Source organism: Pseudomonas wenzhouensis (assembly GCF_021029445.1).
Taxonomy (GTDB): Bacteria; Pseudomonadota; Gammaproteobacteria; order Pseudomonadales; family Pseudomonadaceae; genus Aquipseudomonas; species Aquipseudomonas wenzhouensis.
In genome coordinates this window covers 923,977-947,952 of sequence record NZ_CP072610.1, presented here as the reverse complement: position 1 = coordinate 947,952, position 23,976 = coordinate 923,977, and the positions used below count along the sequence as shown (strand labels likewise).

The window sequence follows — 23,976 nt, the reverse complement described above, 5'->3', positions numbered from 1 at the left end:
GTTTAACCGATGGACATGCAATCCCGAATCCACCAGCTCTTCCAAGCCAGCATCGACACCAAGCAGCAGGCCATGGAAGTCCTGGCCCCCTACATCGAGCACGCCAGCCTGGTGATGGTGCAGGCCCTGCTCAACGAGGGCAAGATTCTCTCCTGCGGCAACGGCGGCTCCGCCGGGGGTGCCCAGCACTTCTCCTCCGAACTGCTCAACCGCTTCGAGCGCGAGCGCCCGAGCCTGCCGGCCATCGCCCTGACCACCGACAGCTCGACCATTACCTCGATTGCCAACGACTACAGCTACAACGAAATCTTCTCCAAGCAGATCCGCGCACTGGGTCAGCCAGGCGACGTACTGCTGGCCATTTCCACCAGCGGCAACTCAGCGAATGTCATTCAGGCCATTCAGGCTGCACATGATCGCGAAATGACCGTCGTGGCCCTCAGCGGCCGTGACGGCGGCGGCATGGCCTCGCTGCTGCTACCGGAAGATGTCGAGATCCGCGTTCCAGCCAAAGTTACCGCACGCATTCAGGAGGTCCACCTGCTGACCATCCACTGCCTCTGCGACCTGATAGACAGTCAATTGTTTGGGAGTGAAGAATGAAGCGTTCCGCCCTGATTCTGGCCGCCCTGGCCGTTACCCTGACTCTGGCAGGCTGTGGCAGCCGCAGCATCGGCAACAAGATCGATGACCAGTTCCTTGGCCCGGAGGTTGCGTCGCGCATCAGCAATGCGCACGCCGACCTGTCCAGTCCGACTTCGCGCATCGTGGTCACCAGCTATAACGGCGTGATCCTGCTCGCCGGACAGACTCCGCGCAGCGAGCTCAAGGATCGCGCGGCGCAAACCGCGCGCGGCGTACAGGGCGTGAAGAAGGTCTATAACGAACTGCAGGTACAACAGCCGGCGTCCTTGCTGGCACGCAGCAACGACTCGCTGCTGACCACCAAGATCAAGGCACAGATGATCGCTGACAGCAGCGTACCGAGCGCACGGATCAAGGTCGTCACCGAAAACGGCATCGTCTACCTGCTCGGCCTGGTCACCCGCGAAGAAGCCAACGCCGCCACCCGCGTGGTTCAAAGCGTATCCGGGGTGCAGAAGGTCATCCGCCTGTTCGAATACACCAACTAAGCCACAAGCCATAAGCAAAACGGGCGCCCAGCAGGCTGTGTGAAAACGCTCTGAACTGAACCGGTTCAATACAAACGCCTCGATTGATTCGGGGCGTCTGTGTTTTTACTGATGCAATGATGCAAAGTGCAGCGTTCAGGTCAGTAGCTCGATCATGCGGCGCGCCCCGAGTACCGAAATAGCACGTTTGAGGTTGTAGGCTTGCACGGCCATCGCCATCTCAGCTCTCACCCCGCTGAAATGGCGCACTAGAAAACGACCGTTGCCCAGAATCCATTGTTTGAGATTGCCAAAAGGGTGCTCGACGATTGCTCGTCGCCGTCCCATCATCTCAGGGTGAGTTTCGAGTCGTTTCTCCATCCGCGCGAACGCCTCTTCGTTGGGATGGCGGCTGATATGACGCCGTTGGGCCTGTGTGCACTTGGCTTTTAATGGGCAGTTCCCGCAGTCCTCGGCACGGGCTGCGTAAAGGCGAGTGCCACGATTGAGCTGTTTGAGCGACAGGGTCTTACCCGCAGGACATTGGAAACTGTCGGTCGCAGGATCGTAAGTGAAGTCCTGACGCACAAACAGCGTGCCGCCGCCCTGGTTGTTGGGCGCGCGATTCACGGGGACGAAAGCCGTAATGCCCGCTTCTTCGCAGGCCTGAAACTGCGCCCCGTTGGAATAACCAGCATCAGCCGTGACCGTCAGCTCAGGCTGCTGCAGAACCGCCTGAGTCGCTTTGGCCATCGGCTCCAACTGCTGGTTGTCGGTGCAGTCACTGGTCACTTCGTGATGCACGATCAGGCCATGCTCGGCATCGACAGCGCTCTGCACGTTGTAGGCCACGCAAGGGCTCTTGCCTGAGCAGCGCATCTTCTTGGCATCCGCTTCGCCTTCGACGAACTGTTCCAGGCCCTGCGCCTCCATCAGCGCTTGTACGGTCAAGTTATCGCCATGGCGATCCTGTAGCTGGCGTAGCGCCTGTTTCACCGCTGCCCGGTCAATCGTCTCTTGCGCGTCTTGTGCATCACCCTCATCAAGCTGGGCCAGGTACTGGGCAATGTGTTTTTCCAGCTTCGCTTGTTGACGCTTGAGCTTCTCCACGCTCAGGTGCTTGCGCAGCGAAGCTACCGCTTGGAACTTGCTGCCATCGATGGCCACCAGCTCCCCACTGATCAAGCTCGCCTGGCGACAGAACTGGACGAAAGCCTTGCAAGTCGCCTGAAAGGCCATGCTGTTGTCTTTGCGAAAATCCGCGATGGTCTTGAAGTCCGGCGCCAGACGACCCAGCAACCACATCACCTCGATATTGCGCTGGCACTCCGCCTCCAATCGACGAGAGGAGCGAATGCGCTGGAAGTAGCCATATAGGTATAGCTTGAGCAAATCAGCTGGATCGTAGCCAGGGCGCCCAGTCTTGAGCGGCTCAGCCTTGCTGAACCCCAGTACCTTCAGATCCAGACGAGCCACATAGGCCTCGATGACTCGAACTAGATGATCCTCAGGAACCAGCTCTTCCAATGTCGGCGGAAACAGGCTGCTTTGTTGCCGATCTTCACCTTGGATATAGCCCATAAACGACAATGCCCCTATCGACCGATAGAGGCATTGTCTTCACCTTGCACTCAGACTGCTAGGTTTTCACACAGTCTGCCAGGGCGCCCGTTTTCTTTTGTGCTGTTGCCTGATGCCTATTTGACCACTTTCAGACTCGGCGGACCGCTGGGTCGCGACGACTCACCACCCCCAGGCCCGTCATCATCCGGCTCCGGCTCTTGAGGGCCGCTGGCCACGGAGGGTTCCATGTCAAAGACCATACCCTGGCCATTTTCCCGTGCGTAAATCGCCAAAATAGCAGCAGCCGGGATGTAGAGCGTATGCGCAACACCGCCGAAACGCCCTTCGAAGCTCACCGCCTGGTTATCCATATGCAGATGACGCACGGCGCTGGGCGAGGTATTGAGCACGATCTGGCCGTCACTGGCGAAACCCGGCGGCACTTGCACCCCGGGATACTCGGCATTGACCAGCAAATGCGGGGTGCAGTCGTTGTCGACGATCCATTCGTAAAGGGCACGCACCAGATAGGGACGACTGGAATTCATGACTTCCTCCTTCTCAGCGCATCGCGCGCTCGGCAGCGGAAAGACTGGCCTGAAAGGCCTCTCGGGCGAACTGGCGCTCCATGTAGTCGAGAAGCGGCTTGGCCGGACGCGGCAGCTCGATAGCCAATAGCGGCAAACGCCAGAGTATGGGCAATAGACAGCAATCGACCAGGCTCAATTCATCACTGAGAAAGAACGCCTTGTCAGCGAACAGCGGCGACACCCCCGTCAGGCTTTCGCGCAGCTCCTTGCGCGCCAGCTGACGCTCGGCCTCCTTGCTGCGCTTGTCGAGTATGCGATCGACCAGCGCGCACCAGTCACGCTGAATACGGTGCATCAGCAGACGGCTGTTGGCACGCGCCACCGGATACACGGGCAACAGGGGCGGATGCGGATAGCGCTCGTCCAGGTACTCCATGACTACGGTCGACTCGTACAGCGCCAGATCGCGATCGACCAACGTCGGCACGCTGCCATAGGGATTGGCTTCAGCCAGCTTGGGCGGACAACGCCCCTGCTCGACATCGACGATCTCGACGCTGACACCTTTCTCGGCGAGCACCAGACGCACGCGATGGGAATAGTGGTCGGCGGGGTCGGAGTAGCAGGTCAACCTGTTGGTCACCGCCATGGCGATCCTCCTCGCTTTTTTGATTATCCGGAAACAGGAAAAATTGCCGGAGCAATTCTTTCGTTACAGACGACGACGCCCAGGGCAATCGCCGGAAATGGCAGGACTGAAGCACCTGCGCGCCCCTCAGGGCGCGCAGGTTGCAGCAGCTTTGACGACTTAGTGAACGTCCTTCCAATACTCACGCTTGAGCAGGTAGGCGAACACGAAGAAGAACGCCAGGTACAACAGCACGTAGGTGCCGATGCGCTGGGACTTCAGCTTGACCGGGTTGGCCGAGTAGGCCAGGAAGGTCACCAGGTTCTTGATCTTCTCATCGAACTCGGCCTCGCTCAGCGTGCCGGTGTTCGGTTCGATGGTCAGCTGATCACAGGCTTCATGTGTGATCGGCGTGCCGGTGAGCGGATCGAACTGCTTCTTGCCGTTCTCCACCACCTGGACCTGCTTGCAGCCGATAACCTGCTTACCCTGCAGGGCGACCAACACGTTCGGCATGCCCACATTGGGGAATACCTTGTTGTTGGCACCCAGCGGACGCGAAGGATCATCGTAGAAGGTACGCAGATAGGTATACAGCCAGTCGTTGCCACGCACACGAGCAACCAGGGTCAGATCGGGCGGAGCCGCACCGAACCAGGCCTTGGCGTCGTCAGGACGCATGCCGATCTTCATGTGATCGCCAATCTTGGCGTCGTTGAAGACCATATTCTCCAGCATGATTTCGTGCGGGATGCCGAGGTCATCGGCAACGCGCTCGTAACGCTGGTACTGGGCAGCATGGCAGCCCATGCAGTAGTTGGCAAAGGTACGCGCGCCGTCCTGCAGGGCAGCCTTGTCGCGCAGATCGATGTCCACTTTATCCAGCGGATAATTGCTCACGGCGCCCATGGCCAGAGCCGGCAGCGCAGCGAAAACAAATGCAGCAAAGAGCTTTTTCATCAGCCAGTCACCCTTTCCGGAACCGGTTTGGTCTTCTCCATCCTGGTGTAGAACGGCATCAGGATGAAGTACGCGAAGTACAGGAAGGTGCACACCTGCGACAGCAGGGTACGACCCGGGGTCGGCGCCAGCACACCCAGCACGCCCAGGATGACGAAGGAGATGCAGAAGATCACCAGCCAGATCTTGCTCATCCAACCCTTGTAGCGCATCGACCTGACCGGGCTACGGTCGAGCCACGGCAGCACGAACAGCACGGCGATGGCAGCACCCATGGCCACGACGCCCAGCAGCTTGTCCGGTACCGCACGCAGAATCGCGTAGAACGGGGTGAAGTACCAAACCGGGGCAATGTGATCAGGTGTCTTGAACGGGTTGGCCGCTTCGAAGTTCGGCTTCTCGAGGAAGTAACCGCCCATTTCCGGGAAGAAGAACACCACAAAGCAGAACACGAACAGGAAGACCACGACACCGACGATGTCTTTCACGGTGTAGTACGGATGGAACGCGATACCGTCGAGCGGTACGCCGTTTTCGTCCTTGTACTTCTTGATGTCGACGCCGTCCGGGTTGTTCGAGCCGACTTCATGCAGTGCCAGGATGTGCAGCACGACCAGGCCGAGCAGAACGATCGGCAGGGCGATTACGTGCAGGGCGAAGAAGCGGTTCAGGGTGATCCCGGAGATCAGGTAGTCACCACGGATCCACTGGGTCAGGTCGTCACCGATGACCGGAATGGCACCGAACAGCGAGATGATCACCTGGGCGCCCCAGTAGGACATCTGGCCCCACGGCAGCAGGTAGCCCATGAAGGCTTCAGCCATCAGCACCAAGTAGATCAGCATGCCGAAGATCCACACCAGCTCACGCGGCTTCTGGTAGGAGCCATAGAGCAGGCCACGGAACATGTGCAGGTAGACCACCACGAAGAACGCCGAGGCGCCAGTGGAGTGCAGGTAGCGCAGGATCCAGCCGTACTCGACATCGCGCATGATGTATTCGACGGAGGCGAACGCGCCTTCAGCCGAAGGCTCGAAGCTCATGGTCAGCCAGATACCGGTAACGATCTGGTTGACCAGCACCAGCAAGGCCAGCGAGCCGAAGAAGTAGAAGAAGTTGAAGTTCTTCGGAGCGTAGTATTTGGAGAGATGGTCTTCCCACATCTTGGTGGCGGGGAAGCGCGCATCCACCCATTCCATGAATTTGCTCATCAGGCGTTCTCCTGGTCCACACCGACGACGATGATGTCATCCGTCTCGTAGCTGTACGGCGGCACCGGCAGGTTCAGCGGCGCCGGCTGTGCCTTGTAGACACGCCCAGCCATGTCGTAGCGCGAACCGTGGCAAGGGCAGAAGTAGCCACCTACCCAGTCCGGCCCCAGATCGGCAGGCGCCACTTCCGGACGGAAGGACGGCGCACAACCCAGGTGAGTACACAGGCCTACCAGCACCAGCAACTCGGGCTTGATCGAGCGAGTTTTCTTGTCCACGTACTCAGGCTGCACGGAAGCAGCAGACTCAGGATCGGCGACACTGCCTTCGATCTTGGTCAGATTGGCAAGAATTTCCTCAGTACGGCGCACGATGAACACCGGCTGACCGCGCCACTCAGCAACCATCTGCTGACCTGCTTCGATCTTGCTGACGTTCACCTTCACCGGTGCACCGGCCGCCTTGGCCCTGGCACTGGGGAACCATGACCCCACGAACGGAGTCGCAGCACCTACCGCCCCTGCTGCACCCACCACGGAGGTGGCTGCAACTAGGAAGCGACGCCGGCCTGCATTCACGCCGTCATTGCTCATTCAGTCGTCTCCCATCAGCTTTGTGGCCTGTTGTTCAGGCCTCTACTAAGTAAAAATCGGGCCGCGCAAAAAATTCGCCAAATGGTAAAGAAAAGCCCCTTTTCTGACAAGGTAATTACCTGCCAGGTAAGCCGCGAAAGCCTTGCCGCACGCGGCTTACATATATGCGGCACGTTGTCGCAGCACTTTGCCCGCCCCATAAAAAACGCCCAGCTCCGTAAGGAAACTGGGCGCTTTTGGGAAGCGTAGTCGCGATTAACGCTTCGAGTACTGCGGACGCTTACGCGCTTTGCGCAGACCGACTTTCTTACGCTCGACTTCACGGGCATCACGAGTGACGTAACCGGCCTTACGCAGCGGGCTGCGCAGGGTCTCGTCATACTCGATCAGAGCGCGAGTGATGCCGTGGCGAATAGCGCCGGCCTGACCGCTGACACCACCACCGGCAACGGTGACGAAGATGTCGAACTTCTCGGTGGTCTCGGTCAGCTCCAGCGGCTGACGCACGACCATGCGAGCAGTTTCACGACCGAAGAAGGAATCCAGGGCGCGATTGTTGATCGAAATGTTACCAGTACCCGGACGCAGGAAAACGCGCGCGGTTGCGGTCTTGCGACGGCCAGTGCCGTAGTTTTGAGTCGCCGACATAATGAACTATTCCGTTAAATCTTCAGTTCTTGGGGCTGCTGAGCGGTGTGCGGGTGAGCGGCACCCTTGTACACCTTCAGCTTACGGTACATGTCGCGACCCAGCGGGTTCTTCGGCAGCATGCCTTTGACCGCAGTCTCGATCACGCGCTCAGGCGCACGAGCAATCAACTTCTCGAAGTTGATTTCTTTGATGCCGCCCGGGAAACCGGAGTGGGAGTAGTACATCTTGTCGCTGGTCTTGGCACCGGTCACGCGCACCTGCTCGGCGTTGATCACGACGATGTAGTCACCGGTGTCAACGTGAGGAGTGTACTCAGGCTTGTGCTTGCCACGCAGACGGCTCGCGATTTCAGTGGCCAGACGACCCAGGGTCTGACCAGCAGCATCAACGACGAACCAGTCGCGCTTTACTGTTTCTGGTTTAGCAGTAAAAGTTTTCATTCTTTATAGCCTCAGGGGCCGCCCAGCAAAAATAGACGGCGGATCTTACTGAATAGTGCGTACTTTGACAAGTCAAAGGCAGCCGCATACGGACGCTATCGGGGGCTCGGGTCAGCGCGTCCACAATACGGCAAGATTCTTCGGCAGGCGGCGCATCACTTCCACCGCAGAAAGAGGTGCCGGATTATCCGGATTGCGAAAAAAATTTCAACCTGCTTGTATGGCTCTTTTGCCAAAGGAGTACCTCATGGAATACCGCAAGCTAGGCCGAACCGGACTCGATGTCAGCGCCCTGTGCCTGGGCACCATGACCTGGGGTGAGCAGAACAGCGAGTGCGAAGGCCATGCCCAGATCGAGCGGGCCAAGGTCAGCGGCGTCAATTTCATCGATACCGCCGAGATGTACCCGGTGCCGCCGCGCGCCGAGACCTACAGCAAGACCGAGCAAATCATCGGCAGCTACTTCAGACAGCACGGCGACCGCGCCGACTGGATTCTGGCCAGCAAGATCGCCGGCCCCGGCAATGGCATCAGCCATATCCGCGATGGCCAGCTGAAATTCAACCGCCAGCACATCGTCGCCGCTCTGGATGCCAGCCTGAAACGCCTGCAGACCGACTGGATCGACCTGTACCAGTTGCACTGGCCGGAGCGCCCGACCAATTTCTTCGGCCAGCTCGACTACAAGCACAAGGATGTCGAGTTCACGCCCCTGGAGGAAACCCTGGAAGTGCTCGACGAGCAGGTCAAGGCCGGCAAGATCCGCCATATCGGCCTGTCCAACGAAACCCCGTGGGGCACCATGAAGTTCCTGCAACTGGCCGAGAGCCGTGGCTGGCCGCGCGCCGTGTCGATCCAGAACCCCTACAACCTGCTAAACCGCAGCTTCGAGGTGGGCCTGGCGGAAGTGGCGATTCGCGAACAGTGCGGCCTGCTGGCCTACTCACCGCTGGCCTTCGGCATGCTCAGCGGCAAGTACGAAGGCGGCGCCCGCCCGGCCGGCGCGCGCATCAGCCTGTTCAGCCGCTTCGCCCGCTACACCAACCCACAAGCCGAAGCTGCCTGCTCACGCTACGTCGCCCTGGCCCGCGAACACGGCCTGGATCCCGCGCAGATGGCCCTGGCCTTCGTCACCGCGCAGCCTTTCGTGACCAGCAACATCATCGGCGCCACCAGCCTGGAGCAACTGGACAGCAACCTGGCCAGCGCCGGGCTGAAGCTTTCCGAAGAAGTGCTCGCCGGTATCGAGGCGATTCACAAGGCGCAACCCAACCCGGCGCCCTGACGCACCACGTAGGGTGTGCCGTGCGCACCGCCAAGCACCTCAGCGTTGCAGGCGCGCACAGCGCCCCCTACGGATTTACACCAGCGAACGAGCGATGATCTCCTTCATGATCTCGTTGGTGCCGGCGTAGATGCGTTGCACCCGCGCATCGGCCCAGGCCCGCGCCACCGGATACTCCCACATGTAGCCGTAACCGCCGTGCAGCTGCACGCATTCATCAAGCACCTTGCACTGCAGATCGGTGCTCCAGTACTTGATCATCGCCGCAGTCGGCACATCCAGCTTGCCCTGCAGGTGCAGCTCCAGGCAGCGATCGATGAAAATGCGGCCAACCTGAATCTCCGTTGCCATCTCAGCCAGCTTGAAGCGGGTGTTCTGGAAATCCGCCACGGCCTTGCCAAAGGCCTTGCGCTCGCGGGTGTAGTCGAGTGTCCACTGCAGCGCCGCTTCGGCCGAGGCCAGGGCACCGATGCCCACGGTCAGGCGCTCTTGCGGCAACTCCTGCATCAGGTAGGCGAAGCCCATCCCTGGCTGCCCCAGCAGATTTTCTTTGGGTACGCGCACGTCCTGGAAAAACAGCTCGGAGGTGTCCTGCGCCTTCATGCCGACCTTTTCCAGGCGCTTGCCCTTGGAAAATCCGGTGGTATTGGCCTCGACCAGGAACAGGCTGGTGCCTTTGGCGCCAGCCTTGGGATCGGTCTTGGCCACGACGATCACCAGATCGGCCAGCCAGCCGTTGGTGATGAAGGTCTTCGAGCCGTTGATCACGTATTCGTCGCCATCGAGCACGGCGGTGGTCTTCACGCCCTGCAGGTCGGAGCCGGCACCCGGTTCGGTCATGGCGATGGCGGTGACCATCTCGCCGCTCACCAACTTGGGCAGGTAATGTTGCTTCTGCGCCTCGCTGCCGTAATGCAGGATGTAGGGCGCAACGATATCCGAGTGCAGGGAAAATCCAATGCCGGTCAGACCCAGGCGGCCGATCTCCTCGATCACCACGGTGCTGTAGAGGAAATCAGCCGCCATACCGCCATACGCCTCGGGAATATGCGAACAGAGCATGCCGGCCTCGCCCGCCTTGTTCCACAGCGCACGGTCGACATGGCCGTCCTTCTCCCACTGCTGGTGATAAGGCACGGCCTCCTGCTCGAGAAACTTGCGCACGCTATCGCGGAACAGTTCGTGATCGGAGCTGAATAGGGTTCTGGGAATCATGGCGCTACCTGTGTCTGATGGTCGAAAAAGCAGACTTCGACTTTAGCCAAGCAAACGCTTGGTCACACTGGACACAAGCGCCAAAAAATATGACGATCCAGCCGCTGCATGACCACTACGCCTTGAACAAGAATAATTACTTATGGTTATCCCACAGCCGCGCACGACTTTGCGCCGCGTCAGTATTCTCGCCACCGATGGCGTGTTCGCATCCACCCTGCTGCAGGCCAAGGACTTCTTCCACATGGCCGGCATTCGCCATGCCAAACAGCAGGGCCTGGGCCTTGAGCCGCCGTTCGAGATCCACCTGGTCAGCCCCGACGGCCAGCCAGTCAACAGCTTCAGCAATGTACGCCTGCCGGTAGACGGCGGGCTGGATAGCTGCGACGTAATCATCCTGCCGGCTTTCTGGGACGACTTCGATGCCCTCAGCCGCCGTTATCCACAGGTACTGGACTGGCTCAGGCGCCAGCACGCCAGCGGTACGGCGATCTGCGGCGAGGCCAGCGGCGTATTCTGGATGGCCGAAGCCGGCCTGCTCGACGGCAAGGAAGCGACCACCTACTGGCGCTTCTTCCGCGAGTTTGCCGAGCGCTTCCCCAAGGTATTGCTCAATCAGGACAAGCACCTGTCCGATGCCGACAATCTGTATTGCGCGGGCGGCGTCACGTCGGCCTGCGACCTGTATATCTACCTGATCGAGCGTTACTGCGGCGCCGGCGTGGCCCAGGGCGTGGCGCGCGACATTCTCTACGAAGTGCAGCGCAGCTACACGCCCGGACGAATTGGCTTCGGCGGCCAGAAACTGCATCAGGACGTCACCGTGCTGCAGATCCAGCATTGGCTGGAGGAGCACTATGCCGACAAGTTCCGCTTCGAGGACGTGGCGCGCGAACATGGCATGAGCATTCGTAATTTCATGCGCCGTTTCCAGGGGGCGACCGGCGACAAACCGCTGCACTACCTGCAGCGCCTGCGCATCGAGACGGCAAAGAGCCTGCTCTCCTCAACGCGCAAGAGCATCAAGACCATCAGCTACGAAGTCGGTTATGACGACGCCAGCTTCTTCGCCCGCCTGTTCCGCCAGCACACCGAGCTGTCGCCGAACCAGTATCGCCGGCAGTTCCAGCAGAAGGATTACCAGGACTGAGCGCAACGCGCCGGGCTGACTGCCCCCGGAAACGCACAAGGCGACCTCGCAGGTCGCCTTGTGCGTATCACTGCACCGTCAGGGCCGGTGCGGGCGCGAAAGGAACTCGTGTGATTGCATCTCCAGCAGGCGGCTCAGCGTACGCTGGAACTCGAAACTCAGACGACCGCCGGTATACAGATCCTTGAGCTCCACTTCGGCAGAGATGATCAGCTTGACGTTACGGTCGTAGAACTCGTCCACCAGATTGATGAAGCGCCGCGCCATGTCGTCCTTGGCCACGCTCATCTGCTCGACATTGGCCAGGATCACCGCGTGGAAGATCTTGCCCAGTTCAATGTAGTCGTTCTGGCTGCGCGGCCCATCGCACAGCTCGCGGAACTCGAACCAGGCCACGTCTTCGCACACGCGCACGGCATTGATTGCGCGGTTCTCGATCATCAGCGCCTCGTTCTCCACCATATGGGTGCAGTCCGGCAGCAGGCTCTGGAAGCTCTTGCGCAGGCTCTCGTCGGCCTCAGGGCCGAGCGGGAAGTGGAACAGCTCAGCCTGCTCCAGCGCACGCAGACGATAGTCGACGCCGCTGTCGACGTTGACGATATCGGTGTGCTGCTTGAGCAGGGCGATGGCCGGCAGGAAGCGGGCGCGCTGCAAACCGTCCTTGTACAGGCCGTCCGGCACGATGTTGGAAGTCGCGACGAGCGATACGCCGTTCTTGAACAGCTCCTCCAGCAGGGTGGCGAGGATCATCGCGTCGGTGATGTCGCTGACGAAGAACTCGTCGAAGCAGATCACCCGCGCCTCGTCGGCGAAACGCTTGCCGATGATGGTCAGCGGGTTCTTCTCACCCTTGAGGGTCTTCATTTCCTCGTGCACACGCTTCATGAAGCGGTGAAAGTGCGTACGCATCTTCTGCTCGAACGGCAGCGCATCGAAGAAGGTGTCAACCAGGTAGGTCTTGCCACGCCCCACCCCGCCCCAGAAATACAGGCCCTTGACCGGCCCTTGCGGCTTCTTGCCGAACAGCTTGCCCATCAGGCCGGTTTTGCCCTGGTCACGCGCAATCAAATCGTCATACAGACGCTGCAAGTGGCGGACGGCATTTTCCTGGGCCGCATCATGGAAGAAGTCGGGCCGCTTGAGATCGGCCTGATAACGCTCGAGAGGAGTCATGATTCGTTAGAGCCTGTTCAAAGTCTGCTGCGCGTCGGGCCTGCTGCGTTAGAAACACTCTGGAACGCCAGCCCGGTCGAATGCTCATGTACACCATGTACACTCCGCTTCCTCGCCTGTTTCTGCCTTGCATGCCTCTAGCTCGCGAGCCTTTCAAAAGGCTCTCGGCCGGCAAGTAAAAACGGGGGCGTCACTTTAGCGACGCCCCCGCTGCTTGGCAATCTGCCTGTAGCCCGGATGCAATCCGGGCTACTTCACTCCTGCGGCGCCAGCGCCTCACGCAGGCGGGCGATGGCATCTTCCAGCGCCTGGCCATCAGTGAACTCGGGACTGCTCGCAACGCTTTCACCGTCGACCCAGACCGAGAAACTCAGACCTTCGGCGCGCACATCCAGCGGCTCGCCAGATTGCAGACGCTTGTTGGCCATGCCGGCCGACTTGCCATCGGCGAAGGATTTCGACAGCAGCAATTGCTCGCCATCGGCGTCGAGCAGGCGGAAGCGGAAGCTGCCGTCGTCGTCACGGAAGCTGACAAAGCGTGCGCTCTTGGCGGCTTTCTTCTTCTCGCTGGTAGCGACCTGCACCTGCTCGCGGAACGAGCGCAGGCCCACCGCCTCACGCAGCTCACCGAGGAACGGCGTAGCGATCTTGCGTGCCTTTACCGCGCCCGCAAGGAGAATGTCCTCCAGATCGGCCGGCCGAGCGATCAGCGTGTTGTAGCGCTCGCGCGCCTCGCCCAGGGTGTCTTCGAGCAGTTGGTACAGGCGATTCTTCGCCTCGCCCCAGGCCAGGCCGCCTTCCAGCTCGGCGCGGAACTCGGCCTGCTGCGACTGGCTGGCGAAGGCCTGGTACAGGGTAAACAGGTGCGAGCCTTCGGCATCCTTGGGCTCACCCGGCAGTTTGGAGTCGGTGACGATGCGCGCCACGGCGTCCTTGAGCTGCTTGGCAGTGCCGAACAGCGGGATGGTGTTGTCGTAGCTCTTGCTCATCTTGCGCCCGTCGAGGCCGGGCAGCGTGGCCACTTCCTCCTCGATCACCACCTCGGGCAGGACGAACAGGTCCTTGCCCTTGCCGAACAGGTGGTTGAAGCGCTGGCCGATGTCGCGCGCCATCTCCACGTGCTGGATCTGGTCACGGCCGACCGGCACCTTCTGCGCGTTGAACATGAGGATGTCCGCCGCCATCAGCACCGGGTAGCTGAACAGGCCCATGGTCACGCCGGCGTCCGGGTCTTCACCGGCTTCGACGTTCTTGTCCACCGAGGCCTTGTAGGCGTGGGCGCGGTTGAGCAGGCCCTTGCCGGCGACGCAGGTCAGCAGCCAGCACAGCTCGGGAATCTCGGGAATATCGGACTGGCGGTAGAAGGTCGCCTTGTCGGTGTCCAGGCCCAGCGCCAGCCAGGTGGCGGCGATCTCCAGACGTGAGCGCTGAATACGCGCCGGGTCATCGCACTTGATCAGCGCATGGTAGTCGGCAAGGAAGTAGAACGAGTCCATCTGCGGATCGCGACTAGCCGCGATGGCCGGACGGATGGCGCCGGCGTAGTTGCCCAGGTGCGGCGTGCCGGTGGTGGTGATACCAGTAAGAATACGGGTGGTCATAGTAATTCGCTTGTCTTGCTGCAATGACGTGGCAGGCCTTCATTTGCCGTCACTCCCGCGAAGGCGGGAGCCTAGGTGCTGCGGCCCTCTGGATTCCCGCCTGCGCGGGAATGACGGTTTTATAGACGCGGCAGAAGAAGTTCCTTCAGATCCGTCAGCTTGCCGTGAAAAAAGTGACCGCATTCTGCCACTTTCAGCAGCTCATGGGCACGCCCGAGATTGGCCGACCAGCCGTACACGGCCTGCGCCTCGATCACCTCGTCCGCATCGGGCTGGATCACCACCAGCGGGCACTGGCTGGCCGGCGGCACATCGGCCGTTAGACGATGCACCGCAGGTGCCACCATGAACAGCTTGCTCGGCACCTGACCCAAGGCTTCCAGGCGCGCCCCCAGCGCAGCGGCAACGAAACCGCCGAAGGAAAAGCCCAACAACGTGACGGGCAGGTTCGGGTATTCCTCCTTGAGCCAGGCGGCGACGGCTTCGGCGTCGTCCACTTCGCCGATGCCCATATCGTGGCTGCCGGCACTGGCGCCCACACCGCGATAATTGAAACGCAATGTGTGATAGCCACAATCGCGCGCTGTGCGCTGCAGGGTGCTCACCACCTTGTTGAGCATGGTGCCACCCTGTACCGGATTGGGATGGCAGAGCAACGCCACACCACGTGCATCAGGCACTTCCAGCAGCAGGGCTTCGAGTTGACCCAACGGGCCTTGAATGAAAAGAGGGGTTTCGCGACTGAGCAACACTGAACTCCGTGACCCCGCAACGGGTCGACTCGTCTAGCAAACTGCCTGTGCGGTAAACGTATACAGCACAGGTTCGAGCCGCTAACGTAAAGCAAAGCCGTTTTGAGAGGAAGGACTCGTGGAACAGACCGTAACAGCCTGGTTGATACCCGCCCTGACCCTGGTGGTCGGCATCGCCGTGGGCTTTGTGCTCGCCCGCCTGGCTCCCAATGCCGCGCCCAGCCGGACGCAGCGGCAGATGGATGAAATGCAGGCACGCTTCGAGGCCTACCAGAACGAAGTGGTGACCCACTTCAACACCACCGCCAGCCTGGTGAAGAAACTCACCCAGAGCTACCAGGACGTGCAGGAGCACCTGTCCGACGGCGCCAACCGCCTGGCCCTGGACGAACTGACCCGTCAACGCCTGCTGGCCACCCTGAACAGTACCGAAGCCGGCGAAAAGCGTGAGCGCCTGACCCCGCCGAAGAACTACGAAATGCCCAAGGACTACGCGCCGAAAAGCGATGGCCCGGGCATGCTGGACGAGAGCTACGGGTTGAAGAAGTAATCCGCCAGCCAGAAATACCGAGCCCCGCGATTGCGGGGCTTTTTATTGGGCAACAATCGTAGCCTGGGTTGAGCACAGCGAAACCCGGGGGTCGGCTGATGGGTTTCGCGATGCTCTACCCATCCTACGACCCTTTTATTGGGTAGCAATTGCAGGAGCCGCCGGCGCCTTGCGAAGCCAGAGCCACCTCACAAACGAAAAGCCCCGCATCACTGCAGGGCTTCTCGTTCAGCGCAAGAACGTCAGATAGCGCCGCGACTACGCAGCAGATCCAGCACCGCCTTGACACCCTCTTCGACCGACTGCGTCTGGGTATCGATCACCAGATCGGCATCCAGCGGCACGTCGTAGGGGAAGCTTTCGCCCGGGATATTGTCACCCCCTGCGGCATACAGCCCCTGCGGGTCGCGCTCGGCGCAGATCTGCGGCGAAGCCTGGACGTAGACGGTGACCAGACGCTCGCTGCCGATCAGCGCTCTGGCCTGCTCGCGACCTTCGGCATCCGGAGCGACGAAGGCGGCCAGGGCGATCAGCCCGGCCTCGTTGAACTGACGCGCGACGTGCGCGGCACGACGCCAGTTCTCGGCGCGTCCGGCGCGATCCTGCGGCAGGCCCTTGTTCAGGTCGTGGCGCAGGTTCTGGCCATCGAGCACGTACACCGCACGGCCCATGTCAAACAGCTTGCGCTCGACCGCATAGGCCAGGGTGCTCTTGCCAGCGCCGGACAGGCCGCTGAACAGCACGGTGGCCGGCTGCTGGCCAAAGCGCGAGGCACGCTCCTCGGTCGATACGTGCGCCAGACGGCCATGCTGACCGCCGCCATGGCTAACCGGATCGGCGATGATCATGCCAGCGCCGACGGTGCCATTGGTCAGGCGGTCAATGACGATAAAGGCGCCAGTGGTGCGGTTGTACTCGTAGCCATCCAGAGCAATCGGCGCATCCAGGGCGACCTTGACCCGGCCAATCTCGTTGAGTTTCAGCTCGCTGGCAGCGCCCTGCTCCAGGGTGTTCACGTCGACGCGATGGACGATGCTCGGGATCGAGCCCGGCACGTAGCTGGTGGCGCGTTTGATGTCGTATTTCTTGCCCGGCAGCATCGGATCTTCGCCCATCCACACCAGCATGGCCTCGAAGCTGTCGCTGACCTGCGGACGGTTGTCGGCGTGCACCAGCATGTCGCCACGGGACACGTCGATCTCGTCTTCCAGGGTCAGGGTAATGGCCTGGCCCGGGCCGGCGTGCCCCAGCTCGCCCTCGAAGGTGACGATGGATTTGACCCGGCTGCTCTTGCCCGACGGCAAAGCCAGCACTTCATCGCCCTTGCGCACGATGCCACTGGCCAGAGTGCCGGCGAAACCGCGGAAGTTCAGGTTCGGACGGTTGACGTACTGCACCGGGAAGCGCAGGTCGTCGAAATTGCGGTCGCCCGCCACTTCGACGCTCTCGAGAATTTCCATCAGCGACTGCCCGGTGTACCAGGGCGAGCGCTCGGACTTGTTGACCACGTTGTCGCCCTTGAGCGCCGACATCGGCACGAACTCGAGGGTGGTCGGGCGCAGGCCGATCTTCTCGGCGAAGGCCAGGTAGTCGGCCTTGATCTGCTCGAACACGCCCTGATCGAAGTCCTTCAGGTCCATCTTGTTGACGGCGACGACGATGTGCTTGATGCCCAGCAGCGAGGCGATAAAGCTGTGCCGGCGGGTCTGGGTCTGCACGCCGTAACGAGCGTCGATCAGGATGATGGCCAGGTCGCAGGTCGAAGCGCCGGTGGCCATGTTGCGCGTGTACTGCTCATGGCCGGGGGTGTCAGCGATGATGAACTTGCGCTTGGCGGTGCTGAAGTAACGGTAGGCCACATCGATGGTGATGCCCTGCTCGCGCTCGGCCTGCAGGCCGTCGACCAGCAGTGCCAGGTCGATGTCATCGCCGGTGGTGCCGACCTTCTTCGAGTCCTTGGTGATGGCCTCAAGATGATCCTCATAGATCATCTTGGAATCATGCAGCAGGCGGCCGATCAGCGTGCTCTTGCCGTCATCGACGTTGCCGCAGGTGAGAAAGCGCAGCAGTTCCTTGCGCTCGTGCTGGGCCAGGTAAGCGAGAATGTCCTGGCTGATCAAATCGGATTGGTGACTCATGGTGCGCGATCCTCAGAAATAGCCCTGACGTTTCTTCTCTTCCATCGAACCCGCCTGGTCGTGGTCGATGACCCGGCCCTGGCGTTCGCTGGTCTTGGTCAGGAGCATCTCCTGGATGATTTCCGGCAGCGTGGTGGCGGTGGATTCCACCGCACCGGTCAGCGGGTAGCAGCCGAGGGTACGGAAGCGCACCATCTTCTTGGTGATCCGGGCTTTCTCTTCGTCCGACAGGTGCTCGAGGATGCGCTCGTCGTCGATCATGATCAGCGTGCCGTTCTTCTCGATCACTTCGCGCTCGGCAGCGAAGTACAGCGGCACGATCGGGATCTGTTCCAAGTAGATGTATTGCCAGATGTCCAGCTCGGTCCAGTTGGACAGCGGGAAGACGCGGATCGACTCGCCCTTCTTGACCTTGCCGTTGTACACGCTCCACAGCTCGGGGCGCTGGTTCTTCGGATCCCAGCGGTGCTTGCTGTCACGGAAGGAATACACGCGTTCCTTGGCACGGGATTTTTCTTCATCACGACGCGCACCGCCGAAAGCGGCATCGAAGCCGTACTTGTCCAGCGCCTGCTTGAGACCTTCGGTCTTCATCACGTCGGTGTGCTTGGCACTGCCGTAGGTGAAGGGGTTCATGCCCTGCGCCACACCATCGGGGTTGATGTGGGTCAGCAACTCCAGGCCATATTCACTGACCATCTTCTCGCGGAAGCGGTACATCTCCTGGAACTTCCAGCGGGTATCGACGTGCAGCACCGGGAACGGCAGCTTGCCAGGGAAGAACGCCTTACGGGCCAGATGCAGCATCACGGCGGAGTCCTTGCCGATGGAATAGAGCATCACCGGGTTGTCGAATTCGGCGGCCACTTCACGAATGATGTGGATGCTTTCCGCCTCCAGCTGCTTCAGATGGGTCAATTTGTCGAGCATGGCTACTCACGGTTTGCTGTTATGGGGCCGGCGGGCCGTGGACGAGCGCGCACTCTATCACAGCGTCTGCTTATACTCAGGGCGCCGGTTAGACCGAAACGATCTAGCATTATACCTGCCCGTTCGGGCGATTCAGATCGGATTCGGGCAGTCGATGAACAGGTGTTCGAGGGCGAAACGCCGTGCCAGATAATCACCCAGCGCCTGCACGCCGTAGCGCTCGGTGGCGTGATGACCGGCAGCGATGAAGCTCAAGCCATTCTCACGCGCGCTGTGGAAGGTCTGCTCGGAGGCTTCACCGGTCAGGTACAGGTCGACCCCGGCGGCAATCGCCTGGTCGATATAGCCCTGGCCGCCGCCCGTGCACCAGCCAACGCGGCGGATCAGCCCGTCTCCCGCAACCAGCAGCGGCTCGCGCCCGAGCACCTGCTGGATGTGCCGGGCAAAATCGGCGGCGCTCACCGGCTCGGCCAGTGAGCCGACAAGGCCAACGGTACGCGGGTTTTCCGGCTCCAGCGGGCCTTCGACGACGATGCCGAGTTGACGTGCAAGCTGCACGTTGTTGCCCACCTCGGGGTGCACATCCAGCGGCAGGTGATAGGCCAGCAGGCTGATGTCATGCGCCAGCAGCGCTTTCAGGCGACGCTGCTTCATGCCGGTGACGCAGGGGTTTTCGCCATTCCAGAAGTAGCCGTGATGCACCAGCAGCACATCGGCCTTGGCGTCGATGGCGGCCTCGATCAATGCCTGGCTCGCGGTAACGCCGCTGACGATACGGCTGACCTGCGGGCGCCCCTCGACCTGCAGGCCATTGGGGCAGTAGTCACTGATACGCGACGCATTAAGAAAGGCGTCAGCTTCTTCCACTAGGGTGGGCAGGGCAATGGCCATGAAGATTCCTCACAAGCTTTTGCGGGCCGCTGCCTAATTGGCGAGCACCTCACTATAATGCGCCACCTTAAGGGCCGGAATTGGCCCCCGCAACCCTCAGGATTGTCCCGATGCCCCAGGCACTGCGTTTTCTCGGTTGGCCGCTGCTGGTCGGTGTACTCATCGCCCTGCTGCTGATCCAGCGCTACCCGCAATGGGTCGGCCTGCCCAGCCAGGACGTGCAGTTGGTGCAGGCGCCGATCTACAGTCGCCTGCAGGAAGGCCCGGTATCCTATGCCGAGGCTGTCGATACCGCCTCCCCCGCCGTGGCCAACCTGTACACCACCAAACTGGTGAGCAAGCCCGCCCATCCGCTGTTCGAAGACCCCGCCTTCCGCCGTTTCTTCGGTGACAACCTGCCGCGTCAACAGCGCATGGAGTCCAGCCTCGGCTCGGCGGTACTGATGAGCAAGGAAGGCTACCTGCTGACCAACAACCACGTGGTCAGTGGTGCCGACCAGATCGTCGTAGCCCTCAAGGACGGCCGTGAAACCCTGGCACGGGTGATTGGCAGCGACCCGGAAACCGACCTGGCCGTCTTGAAGATCGACCTGCCCAACCTGCCGGCGATTACCCTCGGGCGCTCAGACAGCATCCGCATCGGCGACGTCAGCCTGGCCATCGGCAACCCCTTCGGCGTCGGCCAGACCGTGACCATGGGCATCATCAGCGCCACCGGGCGCAACCAGCTGGGCCTCAACACCTACGAAGACTTCATCCAGACCGATGCCGCGATCAACCCCGGCAACTCCGGCGGCGCGTTGGTCGATGCGCATGGCAATCTGGTGGGCATCAATACCGCGATCTTCTCCAAGTCCGGCGGCTCACAGGGCATCGGCTTCGCCATCCCGGTAAAACTGGCGCTGGAGGTGATGCGCGCGATCATCGAGCACGGCCAGGTAATTCGCGGCTACCTCGGTGTCGAAGTGCAACCGCTGACGCCGGAGCTGGCCGAATCCTTCGGTCTCGATGGACGCCCCGGCATCGTCGTGGCGGGGGTCTATCGCGATGGTCCGGCGCAGAAAGCCGGCCTGCAGCCGGGCGATCTGATCCTCAGCATAGATGGTGAAGCGGCCAGCGACGGCCGACGCTCGATGAATCAGGTAGCACGCACCAAGCCCGGCGACAAGATTCGCATCGAGGTGCTACGCAACGGCAAGACACTGAGCCTGACCGCCGAGATCGGCATCCGCCCGCCTGCCAACAGCAACAACTGAAACGCCAGGCATGAAAAAGCCGGCCTGATCGGGCCGGCTTTGCATGTTCACACGCCAAGAGCCTTCAGCGTATCCAACAGCGCCTGGTTTTGCTCCGGCGTGCCGATGGTGATGCGCAGGAACTGCGCGATACGCTGCTGCTTGAAGTGACGCACGATCACCCCCTGCTCGCGCAGGCCTGCCGCCAGAGTGGCCGCATCCTTGCCCGGATGACGGGCGAAGACGAAGTTCGCCGCCGAAGGCAGCACCTCGAAGCCCAGCCCCTGCAGACCGGCGACCACCGCCTCACGGCTGTCGATCACCTGCTGGCAGGTTTTCTCGAAATAAGCGCGATCCTCGAACGCCGCCGCCGCACCGGCAATGGCGATGCGATCGAGCGGGTAGGAGTTGAAGCTGTTCTTGATCCGCTCCAGCGCCTCGATCAGCTCCGGGTGGCCGACCGCGATACCGACACGCAACCCGGCCAGCGAACGCGACTTGGACAAGGTCTGGGTGACCAGCAGGTTGGGGTATTTGTCGACCAGGGCGATTGCCGTCTGACCGCCGAAGTCGACATAAGCCTCGTCCACCAGCACCACGGAATCCGGGCTGTTCTGCAACAGACGCTCGATGGCGTCGAGCGGCAGCAGGCAGCCGGTCGGCGCATTGGGGTTGGGGAAGATGATGCCGCCATTGGGCCGGGCATAGTCCTCGACACGAATCTGGAACTGCTCGTCCAGCGCCACCTGCTGGTACTCGATGCCATAGAGGCCGCAGTAAACCGGATAGAAGCTGTAGCTGATATCCGGGAACAACAGCGGCGCGTCATGCTGAAACAAGCCGTAGAAAGCATGCGCCAGCACCTCGTCGGAACCGTTGCCGACGAATACCTGGGCAGTGCTCACACCATAGTAATCGGCGACAGCCTGCTTGAGTCGGTCGCCATTGGGATCCGGGTACAGGCGCAGGTTGTCATTCACCTCCGCCTGCATCGCGGCGATGGCCTTGGGCGACGGGCCGTAGGGGTTCTCATTGGTATTGAGCTTGACCAGCTTGCTCAGTTTGGGTTGCTCACCCGGCACATAGGGCACCAGGTCCTTGACGAAGGGGCTCCAGAATTTGCTCATCTGCCCTTCTCTCCTCGAAATGCGTGACATGGGCGATGGATATCGCTTCGCTCAATCAGCGAGACGCGATCCCGTAGGGTGCGCCGTGCGCACCAAAACATTCAAAGGGTGCGCAACGCCCCCGGCCTTACTTGATCCGGTACTCAGCGCTGCGCGCATGCGCGGTCAGCGACTCGCCACGAGCCAGTACCGAGGCGCTCTTGCCAAGCTCCGACGCGCCCTCCGGCGAACAGAAGATGATCGACGAACGCTTCTGGAAGTCGTACACCCCCAGCGGCGAGGAGAACCGCGCAGTGCCCGACGTCGGCAGCACGTGGTTCGGGCCGGCCACGTAGTCGCCCAAGGCTTCTGCGGTGTAGCGGCCCATGAAGATCGCACCGGCGTGGCGAATCTGCGGCAGCCAGGCTTCCGGGTCAGCCACCGACAGCTCCAGATGCTCGGGGGCGATGCGGTTGGATACCTCGATGGCCTGCGCCATGTCGGCCACCTGAATCAGTGCGCCACGACCTTCCAGCGAGGTACGGATGATCTCGGCACGCTCCATGGTCGGCAGCAGCTTGGCGATGCTTTCGGCGACGCGGTCGAGGAAGGCGGCATCCGGGCTGACCAGGATCGACTGGGCGTCTTCGTCGTGCTCGGCTTGGGAGAACAGATCCATGGCGATCCAGTCCGGATCGGTCTGGCCGTCACAGACCACCAGAATTTCCGACGGCCCGGCGATCATGTCGATACCCACCTTGCCGAACACATGGCGCTTGGCGGTAGCCACATAGATGTTGCCGGGGCCGACGATCTTGTCCACCGGCGGCACGCTCTCGGTGCCATAGGCCAGGGCGGCAACCGCCTGGGCGCCACCGATGGTGAACACACGGTCGACACCGGCGATGGCGGCGGCAGCGAGGACGATCTCGTTGATCTCGCCACGCGGCGTCGGCACCACCATCACCACCTCGGGTACGCCGGCGACCTTGGCCGGAATGGCGTTCATCAGCACCGAGGACGGGTAGGACGCCTTGCCGCCCGGCACGTAGAGGCCGGCGCGATCCAGCGGGGTGACCTTCTGCCCCAGCACGGTACCGTCGGCCTCGCTGTAGCGCCAGGAATCCTGCTTCTGCTGCTCGTGGTAGCTGCGCACGCGCTCGGCGGCGACTTCCAGCGCCTGGCGCTGCTCGGCGCTGATGCGGGTCAGGGCCAGTTCCAGACGCTCGCGTGGCAGGATCAGGTCGGCCATGGAAGCGACCTCTAGACCATCGAAACGCTGGGTGTATTCGACCAGAGCAGCGTCGCCGCGCTCGCGCACAGCCTGGATGATTTCCAGCACACGCTGGTTGACGCCATCGTCAGACACACTCTCCCAGCTCAGCAGATGATCCAGGTGTCGGGCGAAGTCCTGTTCAGCGGCGTTGAGTCGGCGAATAGCAATGGGAGCGGTCATGGCAAAGCCTCGTGTAAGGGTAAATTTCAGGCGCCGCTAGAGTAGCAAGCCCACCGTGCGGGCACCTGAGAATTTGGCTATGACACGGATAGGCTGCCGCGACCCAAAGTCGCGGTAAGGAGTCAGCCCTGGTGTCGCGCCTCGATGGCGCTACGCAGGGTGTCGATCAGGGACTGGATGCGCGCATGCTGCATCTTCATCGACGCCTTGTTGACGATCAGCCGCGAGCTGATGGTGGCAATCAGTTCCTGCGGCTCCAGACCGTTGGCGCGCAGGGTGTTGCCCGTGTCGACCACGTCGATGATCTTGTCGGCCAGGCCCACCAGCGGCGCCAGCTCCATCGAGCCGTAGAGCTTGATGATATCGACCTGACGACCCTGCTCGGCGTAGTAGCGCTTGGCGACGTTGACGAACTTGGTGGCCACGCGCAGGCGCCCTTTCGGCTCCGGTGCACCGACCTTGCCAGCCGTCATCAGCTTGCACTTGGCGATCTGCAGATCCAGCGGCTCGTAGATACCCTGGCCACCGTACTCCATCAGCACGTCCTTGCCCGCCACGCCGAGGTCGGCCGCGCCATGCTCGACGTAAGTGGGCACGTCGGTGGCGCGCACGATCAGCAGGCGCACATCATCCTGAGTGGTCGGGATGATCAGCTTGCGGCTCTTGTCCGGGTTCTCGGTCGGCTCGATACCCGCTGCGGCCAGCAACGGCAGGGTGTCATCGAGAATACGGCCTTTGGACAGGGCAATGGTCAGCATGAAACGGTTTCCTTGAACGGAAGCGGCCGCCCCCGAGAGAGACGGCCA

At 61.4% G+C, this 23,976-nt stretch carries 24 protein-coding genes; 6 read left to right on the top strand and 18 right to left on the bottom strand.

The genetic code is table 11. From position 1 onward, the window contains the following. Positions 1-9 precede the first annotated feature (9 nt). Both J7655_RS04285 and J7655_RS04280 read left to right on the top strand, forming a co-directional pair. Positions 10-603: a phosphoheptose isomerase gene (locus J7655_RS04285; protein WP_230926717.1), complete on the top strand. Its 594-nt coding sequence runs from the start codon at positions 10-12 to the stop codon at positions 601-603. After that, positions 600-1,133, top strand: coding sequence for a BON domain-containing protein (locus tag J7655_RS04280; RefSeq protein ID WP_230926716.1), 534 nt, complete (start codon positions 600-602; stop codon positions 1,131-1,133). Before J7655_RS04285 ends, J7655_RS04280 begins: the two co-directional genes overlap by 4 nt. Before the next feature lie 135 nt (positions 1,134-1,268). Here J7655_RS04280 and J7655_RS04275 read toward each other — a convergent pair whose 3' ends face one another. The 8 genes from J7655_RS04275 to rplM all read right to left on the bottom strand — a co-directional run bounded on the left by J7655_RS04275 (position 1,269) and on the right by rplM (position 7,688). Next, a complete protein-coding gene (locus J7655_RS04275) occupies positions 1,269-2,693 on the bottom strand; it encodes an IS1182 family transposase (RefSeq protein ID WP_230926715.1) in 1,425 nt (474 codons plus the stop codon). 116 nt (positions 2,694-2,809) lie between these two features. Continuing rightward, on the bottom strand, positions 2,810-3,223 hold the full coding sequence (locus J7655_RS04270; RefSeq protein WP_230926714.1) for a ClpXP protease specificity-enhancing factor: 414 nt from the start codon (positions 3,221-3,223) through the stop codon (positions 2,810-2,812). A 13-nt stretch (positions 3,224-3,236) separates the two neighbouring features. After that, entirely contained in the window at positions 3,237-3,854 is a 618-nt protein-coding gene (locus J7655_RS04265) for a glutathione S-transferase N-terminal domain-containing protein (RefSeq protein ID WP_147810573.1), read from the bottom strand. Between the two features lie 159 nt (positions 3,855-4,013). Continuing rightward, positions 4,014-4,793 carry a cytochrome c1 gene (locus tag J7655_RS04260; RefSeq protein WP_230926713.1) on the bottom strand — a complete coding sequence of 260 codons (780 nt, stop codon included), beginning with the start codon at positions 4,791-4,793 and terminating at the stop codon, positions 4,014-4,016. Further along, a complete protein-coding gene (locus J7655_RS04255; RefSeq protein ID WP_003459296.1) occupies positions 4,793-6,004 on the bottom strand; it encodes a cytochrome b in 1,212 nt (403 codons plus the stop codon). The genes J7655_RS04260 and J7655_RS04255 overlap by 1 nt, the downstream gene beginning before the upstream one ends. Continuing rightward, positions 6,004-6,597 carry a ubiquinol-cytochrome c reductase iron-sulfur subunit gene (petA, locus tag J7655_RS04250; protein ID WP_108233539.1) on the bottom strand — a complete coding sequence of 198 codons (594 nt, stop codon included), beginning with the start codon at positions 6,595-6,597 and terminating at the stop codon, positions 6,004-6,006. The genes J7655_RS04255 and petA overlap by 1 nt, the downstream gene beginning before the upstream one ends. A gap of 255 nt (positions 6,598-6,852) precedes the next feature. Next, the gene (rpsI, locus tag J7655_RS04245) at positions 6,853-7,245 is read right to left on the bottom strand and encodes a 30S ribosomal protein S9 (protein ID WP_108233538.1); all 393 of its coding nucleotides are present in this window, start codon (positions 7,243-7,245) and stop codon (positions 6,853-6,855) included. Positions 7,246-7,259: 14 nt separating this feature from the next. Next, positions 7,260-7,688, bottom strand: a complete 429-nt coding sequence (rplM, locus tag J7655_RS04240; protein WP_147810575.1) for a 50S ribosomal protein L13 — start codon at positions 7,686-7,688, stop codon at positions 7,260-7,262. Positions 7,689-7,935: 247 nt separating this feature from the next. Here rplM and J7655_RS04235 point away from each other — a divergent pair, with 247 nt between their 5' ends. Further along, positions 7,936-8,973, top strand: coding sequence for an NADP(H)-dependent aldo-keto reductase (locus tag J7655_RS04235; RefSeq protein ID WP_230926712.1), 1,038 nt, complete (start codon positions 7,936-7,938; stop codon positions 8,971-8,973). A gap of 75 nt (positions 8,974-9,048) precedes the next feature. On the opposite strand, the gene J7655_RS04230 is transcribed toward J7655_RS04235, so the two are convergent. Further along, on the bottom strand, positions 9,049-10,188 hold the full coding sequence (locus J7655_RS04230; RefSeq protein WP_230926711.1) for an acyl-CoA dehydrogenase family protein: 1,140 nt from the start codon (positions 10,186-10,188) through the stop codon (positions 9,049-9,051). Positions 10,189-10,432: 244 nt separating this feature from the next. Between J7655_RS04230 and J7655_RS04225 the strand changes: the two genes are divergently transcribed. Then, positions 10,433-11,338 (top strand): GlxA family transcriptional regulator, encoded by a 906-nt coding sequence (locus tag J7655_RS04225; RefSeq protein ID WP_230927666.1) that lies wholly within the window; start codon positions 10,433-10,435, stop codon positions 11,336-11,338. A gap of 78 nt (positions 11,339-11,416) precedes the next feature. Here J7655_RS04225 and zapE read toward each other — a convergent pair whose 3' ends face one another. The 3 genes from zapE to J7655_RS04210 form a co-directional block, all read right to left on the bottom strand. Next, positions 11,417-12,511, bottom strand: a complete 1,095-nt coding sequence (gene zapE / locus J7655_RS04220) for a cell division protein ZapE (RefSeq protein ID WP_230926710.1) — start codon at positions 12,509-12,511, stop codon at positions 11,417-11,419. Between the two features lie 254 nt (positions 12,512-12,765). Then, a complete protein-coding gene (locus tag J7655_RS04215; protein ID WP_230926709.1) occupies positions 12,766-14,112 on the bottom strand; it encodes a tryptophan--tRNA ligase in 1,347 nt (448 codons plus the stop codon). A gap of 119 nt (positions 14,113-14,231) precedes the next feature. Beyond that, positions 14,232-14,861 carry an alpha/beta hydrolase gene (locus tag J7655_RS04210; protein WP_230926708.1) on the bottom strand — a complete coding sequence of 210 codons (630 nt, stop codon included), beginning with the start codon at positions 14,859-14,861 and terminating at the stop codon, positions 14,232-14,234. A gap of 121 nt (positions 14,862-14,982) precedes the next feature. Between J7655_RS04210 and J7655_RS04205 the strand changes: the two genes are divergently transcribed. Then, positions 14,983-15,414 (top strand): Z-ring associated ZapG family protein, encoded by a 432-nt coding sequence (locus J7655_RS04205; protein ID WP_104728237.1) that lies wholly within the window; start codon positions 14,983-14,985, stop codon positions 15,412-15,414. Positions 15,415-15,656: 242 nt separating this feature from the next. Here J7655_RS04205 and cysN read toward each other — a convergent pair whose 3' ends face one another. The 3 genes from cysN to J7655_RS04190 form a co-directional block, all read right to left on the bottom strand. Continuing rightward, the gene (gene cysN / locus J7655_RS04200; protein WP_230926707.1) at positions 15,657-17,552 is read right to left on the bottom strand and encodes a sulfate adenylyltransferase subunit CysN; all 1,896 of its coding nucleotides are present in this window, start codon (positions 17,550-17,552) and stop codon (positions 15,657-15,659) included. Positions 17,553-17,564: 12 nt separating this feature from the next. Beyond that, complete coding sequence (gene cysD / locus J7655_RS04195; protein ID WP_230926706.1) at positions 17,565-18,482, bottom strand: sulfate adenylyltransferase subunit CysD; 918 nt, start codon at positions 18,480-18,482, stop codon at positions 17,565-17,567. A gap of 132 nt (positions 18,483-18,614) precedes the next feature. Continuing rightward, entirely contained in the window at positions 18,615-19,373 is a 759-nt protein-coding gene (locus tag J7655_RS04190; protein WP_230926705.1) for a Nif3-like dinuclear metal center hexameric protein, read from the bottom strand. A gap of 110 nt (positions 19,374-19,483) precedes the next feature. Between J7655_RS04190 and algW the strand changes: the two genes are divergently transcribed. Continuing rightward, positions 19,484-20,629: a Do family serine endopeptidase AlgW gene (algW, locus tag J7655_RS04185; protein WP_230926704.1), complete on the top strand. Its 1,146-nt coding sequence runs from the start codon at positions 19,484-19,486 to the stop codon at positions 20,627-20,629. A gap of 47 nt (positions 20,630-20,676) precedes the next feature. Here the strand turns inward: algW and hisC are convergent, their stop codons facing one another. The 3 genes from hisC to hisG form a co-directional block, all read right to left on the bottom strand. Further along, complete coding sequence (hisC, locus tag J7655_RS04180) at positions 20,677-21,735, bottom strand: histidinol-phosphate transaminase (protein WP_230926703.1); 1,059 nt, start codon at positions 21,733-21,735, stop codon at positions 20,677-20,679. 127 nt (positions 21,736-21,862) lie between these two features. Beyond that, complete coding sequence (hisD, locus tag J7655_RS04175) at positions 21,863-23,170, bottom strand: histidinol dehydrogenase (RefSeq protein ID WP_230926702.1); 1,308 nt, start codon at positions 23,168-23,170, stop codon at positions 21,863-21,865. A gap of 122 nt (positions 23,171-23,292) precedes the next feature. After that, positions 23,293-23,928, bottom strand: a complete 636-nt coding sequence (hisG, locus tag J7655_RS04170; RefSeq protein ID WP_147810588.1) for an ATP phosphoribosyltransferase — start codon at positions 23,926-23,928, stop codon at positions 23,293-23,295. Positions 23,929-23,976 lie beyond the last annotated feature (48 nt).

Coding starts and splice junctions, on each gene's coding strand:
- J7655_RS04280 (WP_230926716.1), top strand. CDS start 600: ATGAAGCGTTCCGCCCTGATTCTGGCCGCCCTGGCCGTTACCCTGACT.
- J7655_RS04235 (WP_230926712.1), top strand. CDS start 7,936: ATGGAATACCGCAAGCTAGGCCGAACCGGACTCGATGTCAGCGCCCTG.
- J7655_RS04255 (WP_003459296.1), bottom strand. CDS start 6,004: ATGAGCAAATTCATGGAATGGGTGGATGCGCGCTTCCCCGCCACCAAG.
- J7655_RS04230 (WP_230926711.1), bottom strand. CDS start 10,188: ATGATTCCCAGAACCCTATTCAGCTCCGATCACGAACTGTTCCGCGAT.
- J7655_RS04285 (WP_230926717.1), top strand. CDS start 10: ATGGACATGCAATCCCGAATCCACCAGCTCTTCCAAGCCAGCATCGAC.
- cysD (WP_230926706.1), bottom strand. CDS start 18,482: ATGCTCGACAAATTGACCCATCTGAAGCAGCTGGAGGCGGAAAGCATC.
- J7655_RS04275 (WP_230926715.1), bottom strand. CDS start 2,693: ATGGGCTATATCCAAGGTGAAGATCGGCAACAAAGCAGCCTGTTTCCG.
- J7655_RS04270 (WP_230926714.1), bottom strand. CDS start 3,223: ATGAATTCCAGTCGTCCCTATCTGGTGCGTGCCCTTTACGAATGGATC.
- hisG (WP_147810588.1), bottom strand. CDS start 23,928: ATGCTGACCATTGCCCTGTCCAAAGGCCGTATTCTCGATGACACCCTG.
- cysN (WP_230926707.1), bottom strand. CDS start 17,552: ATGAGTCACCAATCCGATTTGATCAGCCAGGACATTCTCGCTTACCTG.
- J7655_RS04265 (WP_147810573.1), bottom strand. CDS start 3,854: ATGGCGGTGACCAACAGGTTGACCTGCTACTCCGACCCCGCCGACCAC.
- J7655_RS04190 (WP_230926705.1), bottom strand. CDS start 19,373: ATGGCCATTGCCCTGCCCACCCTAGTGGAAGAAGCTGACGCCTTTCTT.
- J7655_RS04225 (WP_230927666.1), top strand. CDS start 10,433: ATGGCCGGCATTCGCCATGCCAAACAGCAGGGCCTGGGCCTTGAGCCG.
- rplM (WP_147810575.1), bottom strand. CDS start 7,688: ATGAAAACTTTTACTGCTAAACCAGAAACAGTAAAGCGCGACTGGTTC.
- algW (WP_230926704.1), top strand. CDS start 19,484: ATGCCCCAGGCACTGCGTTTTCTCGGTTGGCCGCTGCTGGTCGGTGTA.
- zapE (WP_230926710.1), bottom strand. CDS start 12,511: ATGACTCCTCTCGAGCGTTATCAGGCCGATCTCAAGCGGCCCGACTTC.
- hisC (WP_230926703.1), bottom strand. CDS start 21,735: ATGAGCAAATTCTGGAGCCCCTTCGTCAAGGACCTGGTGCCCTATGTG.
- J7655_RS04260 (WP_230926713.1), bottom strand. CDS start 4,793: ATGAAAAAGCTCTTTGCTGCATTTGTTTTCGCTGCGCTGCCGGCTCTG.
- J7655_RS04215 (WP_230926709.1), bottom strand. CDS start 14,112: ATGACCACCCGTATTCTTACTGGTATCACCACCACCGGCACGCCGCAC.
- hisD (WP_230926702.1), bottom strand. CDS start 23,170: ATGACCGCTCCCATTGCTATTCGCCGACTCAACGCCGCTGAACAGGAC.
- rpsI (WP_108233538.1), bottom strand. CDS start 7,245: ATGTCGGCGACTCAAAACTACGGCACTGGCCGTCGCAAGACCGCAACC.
- petA (WP_108233539.1), bottom strand. CDS start 6,597: ATGAGCAATGACGGCGTGAATGCAGGCCGGCGTCGCTTCCTAGTTGCA.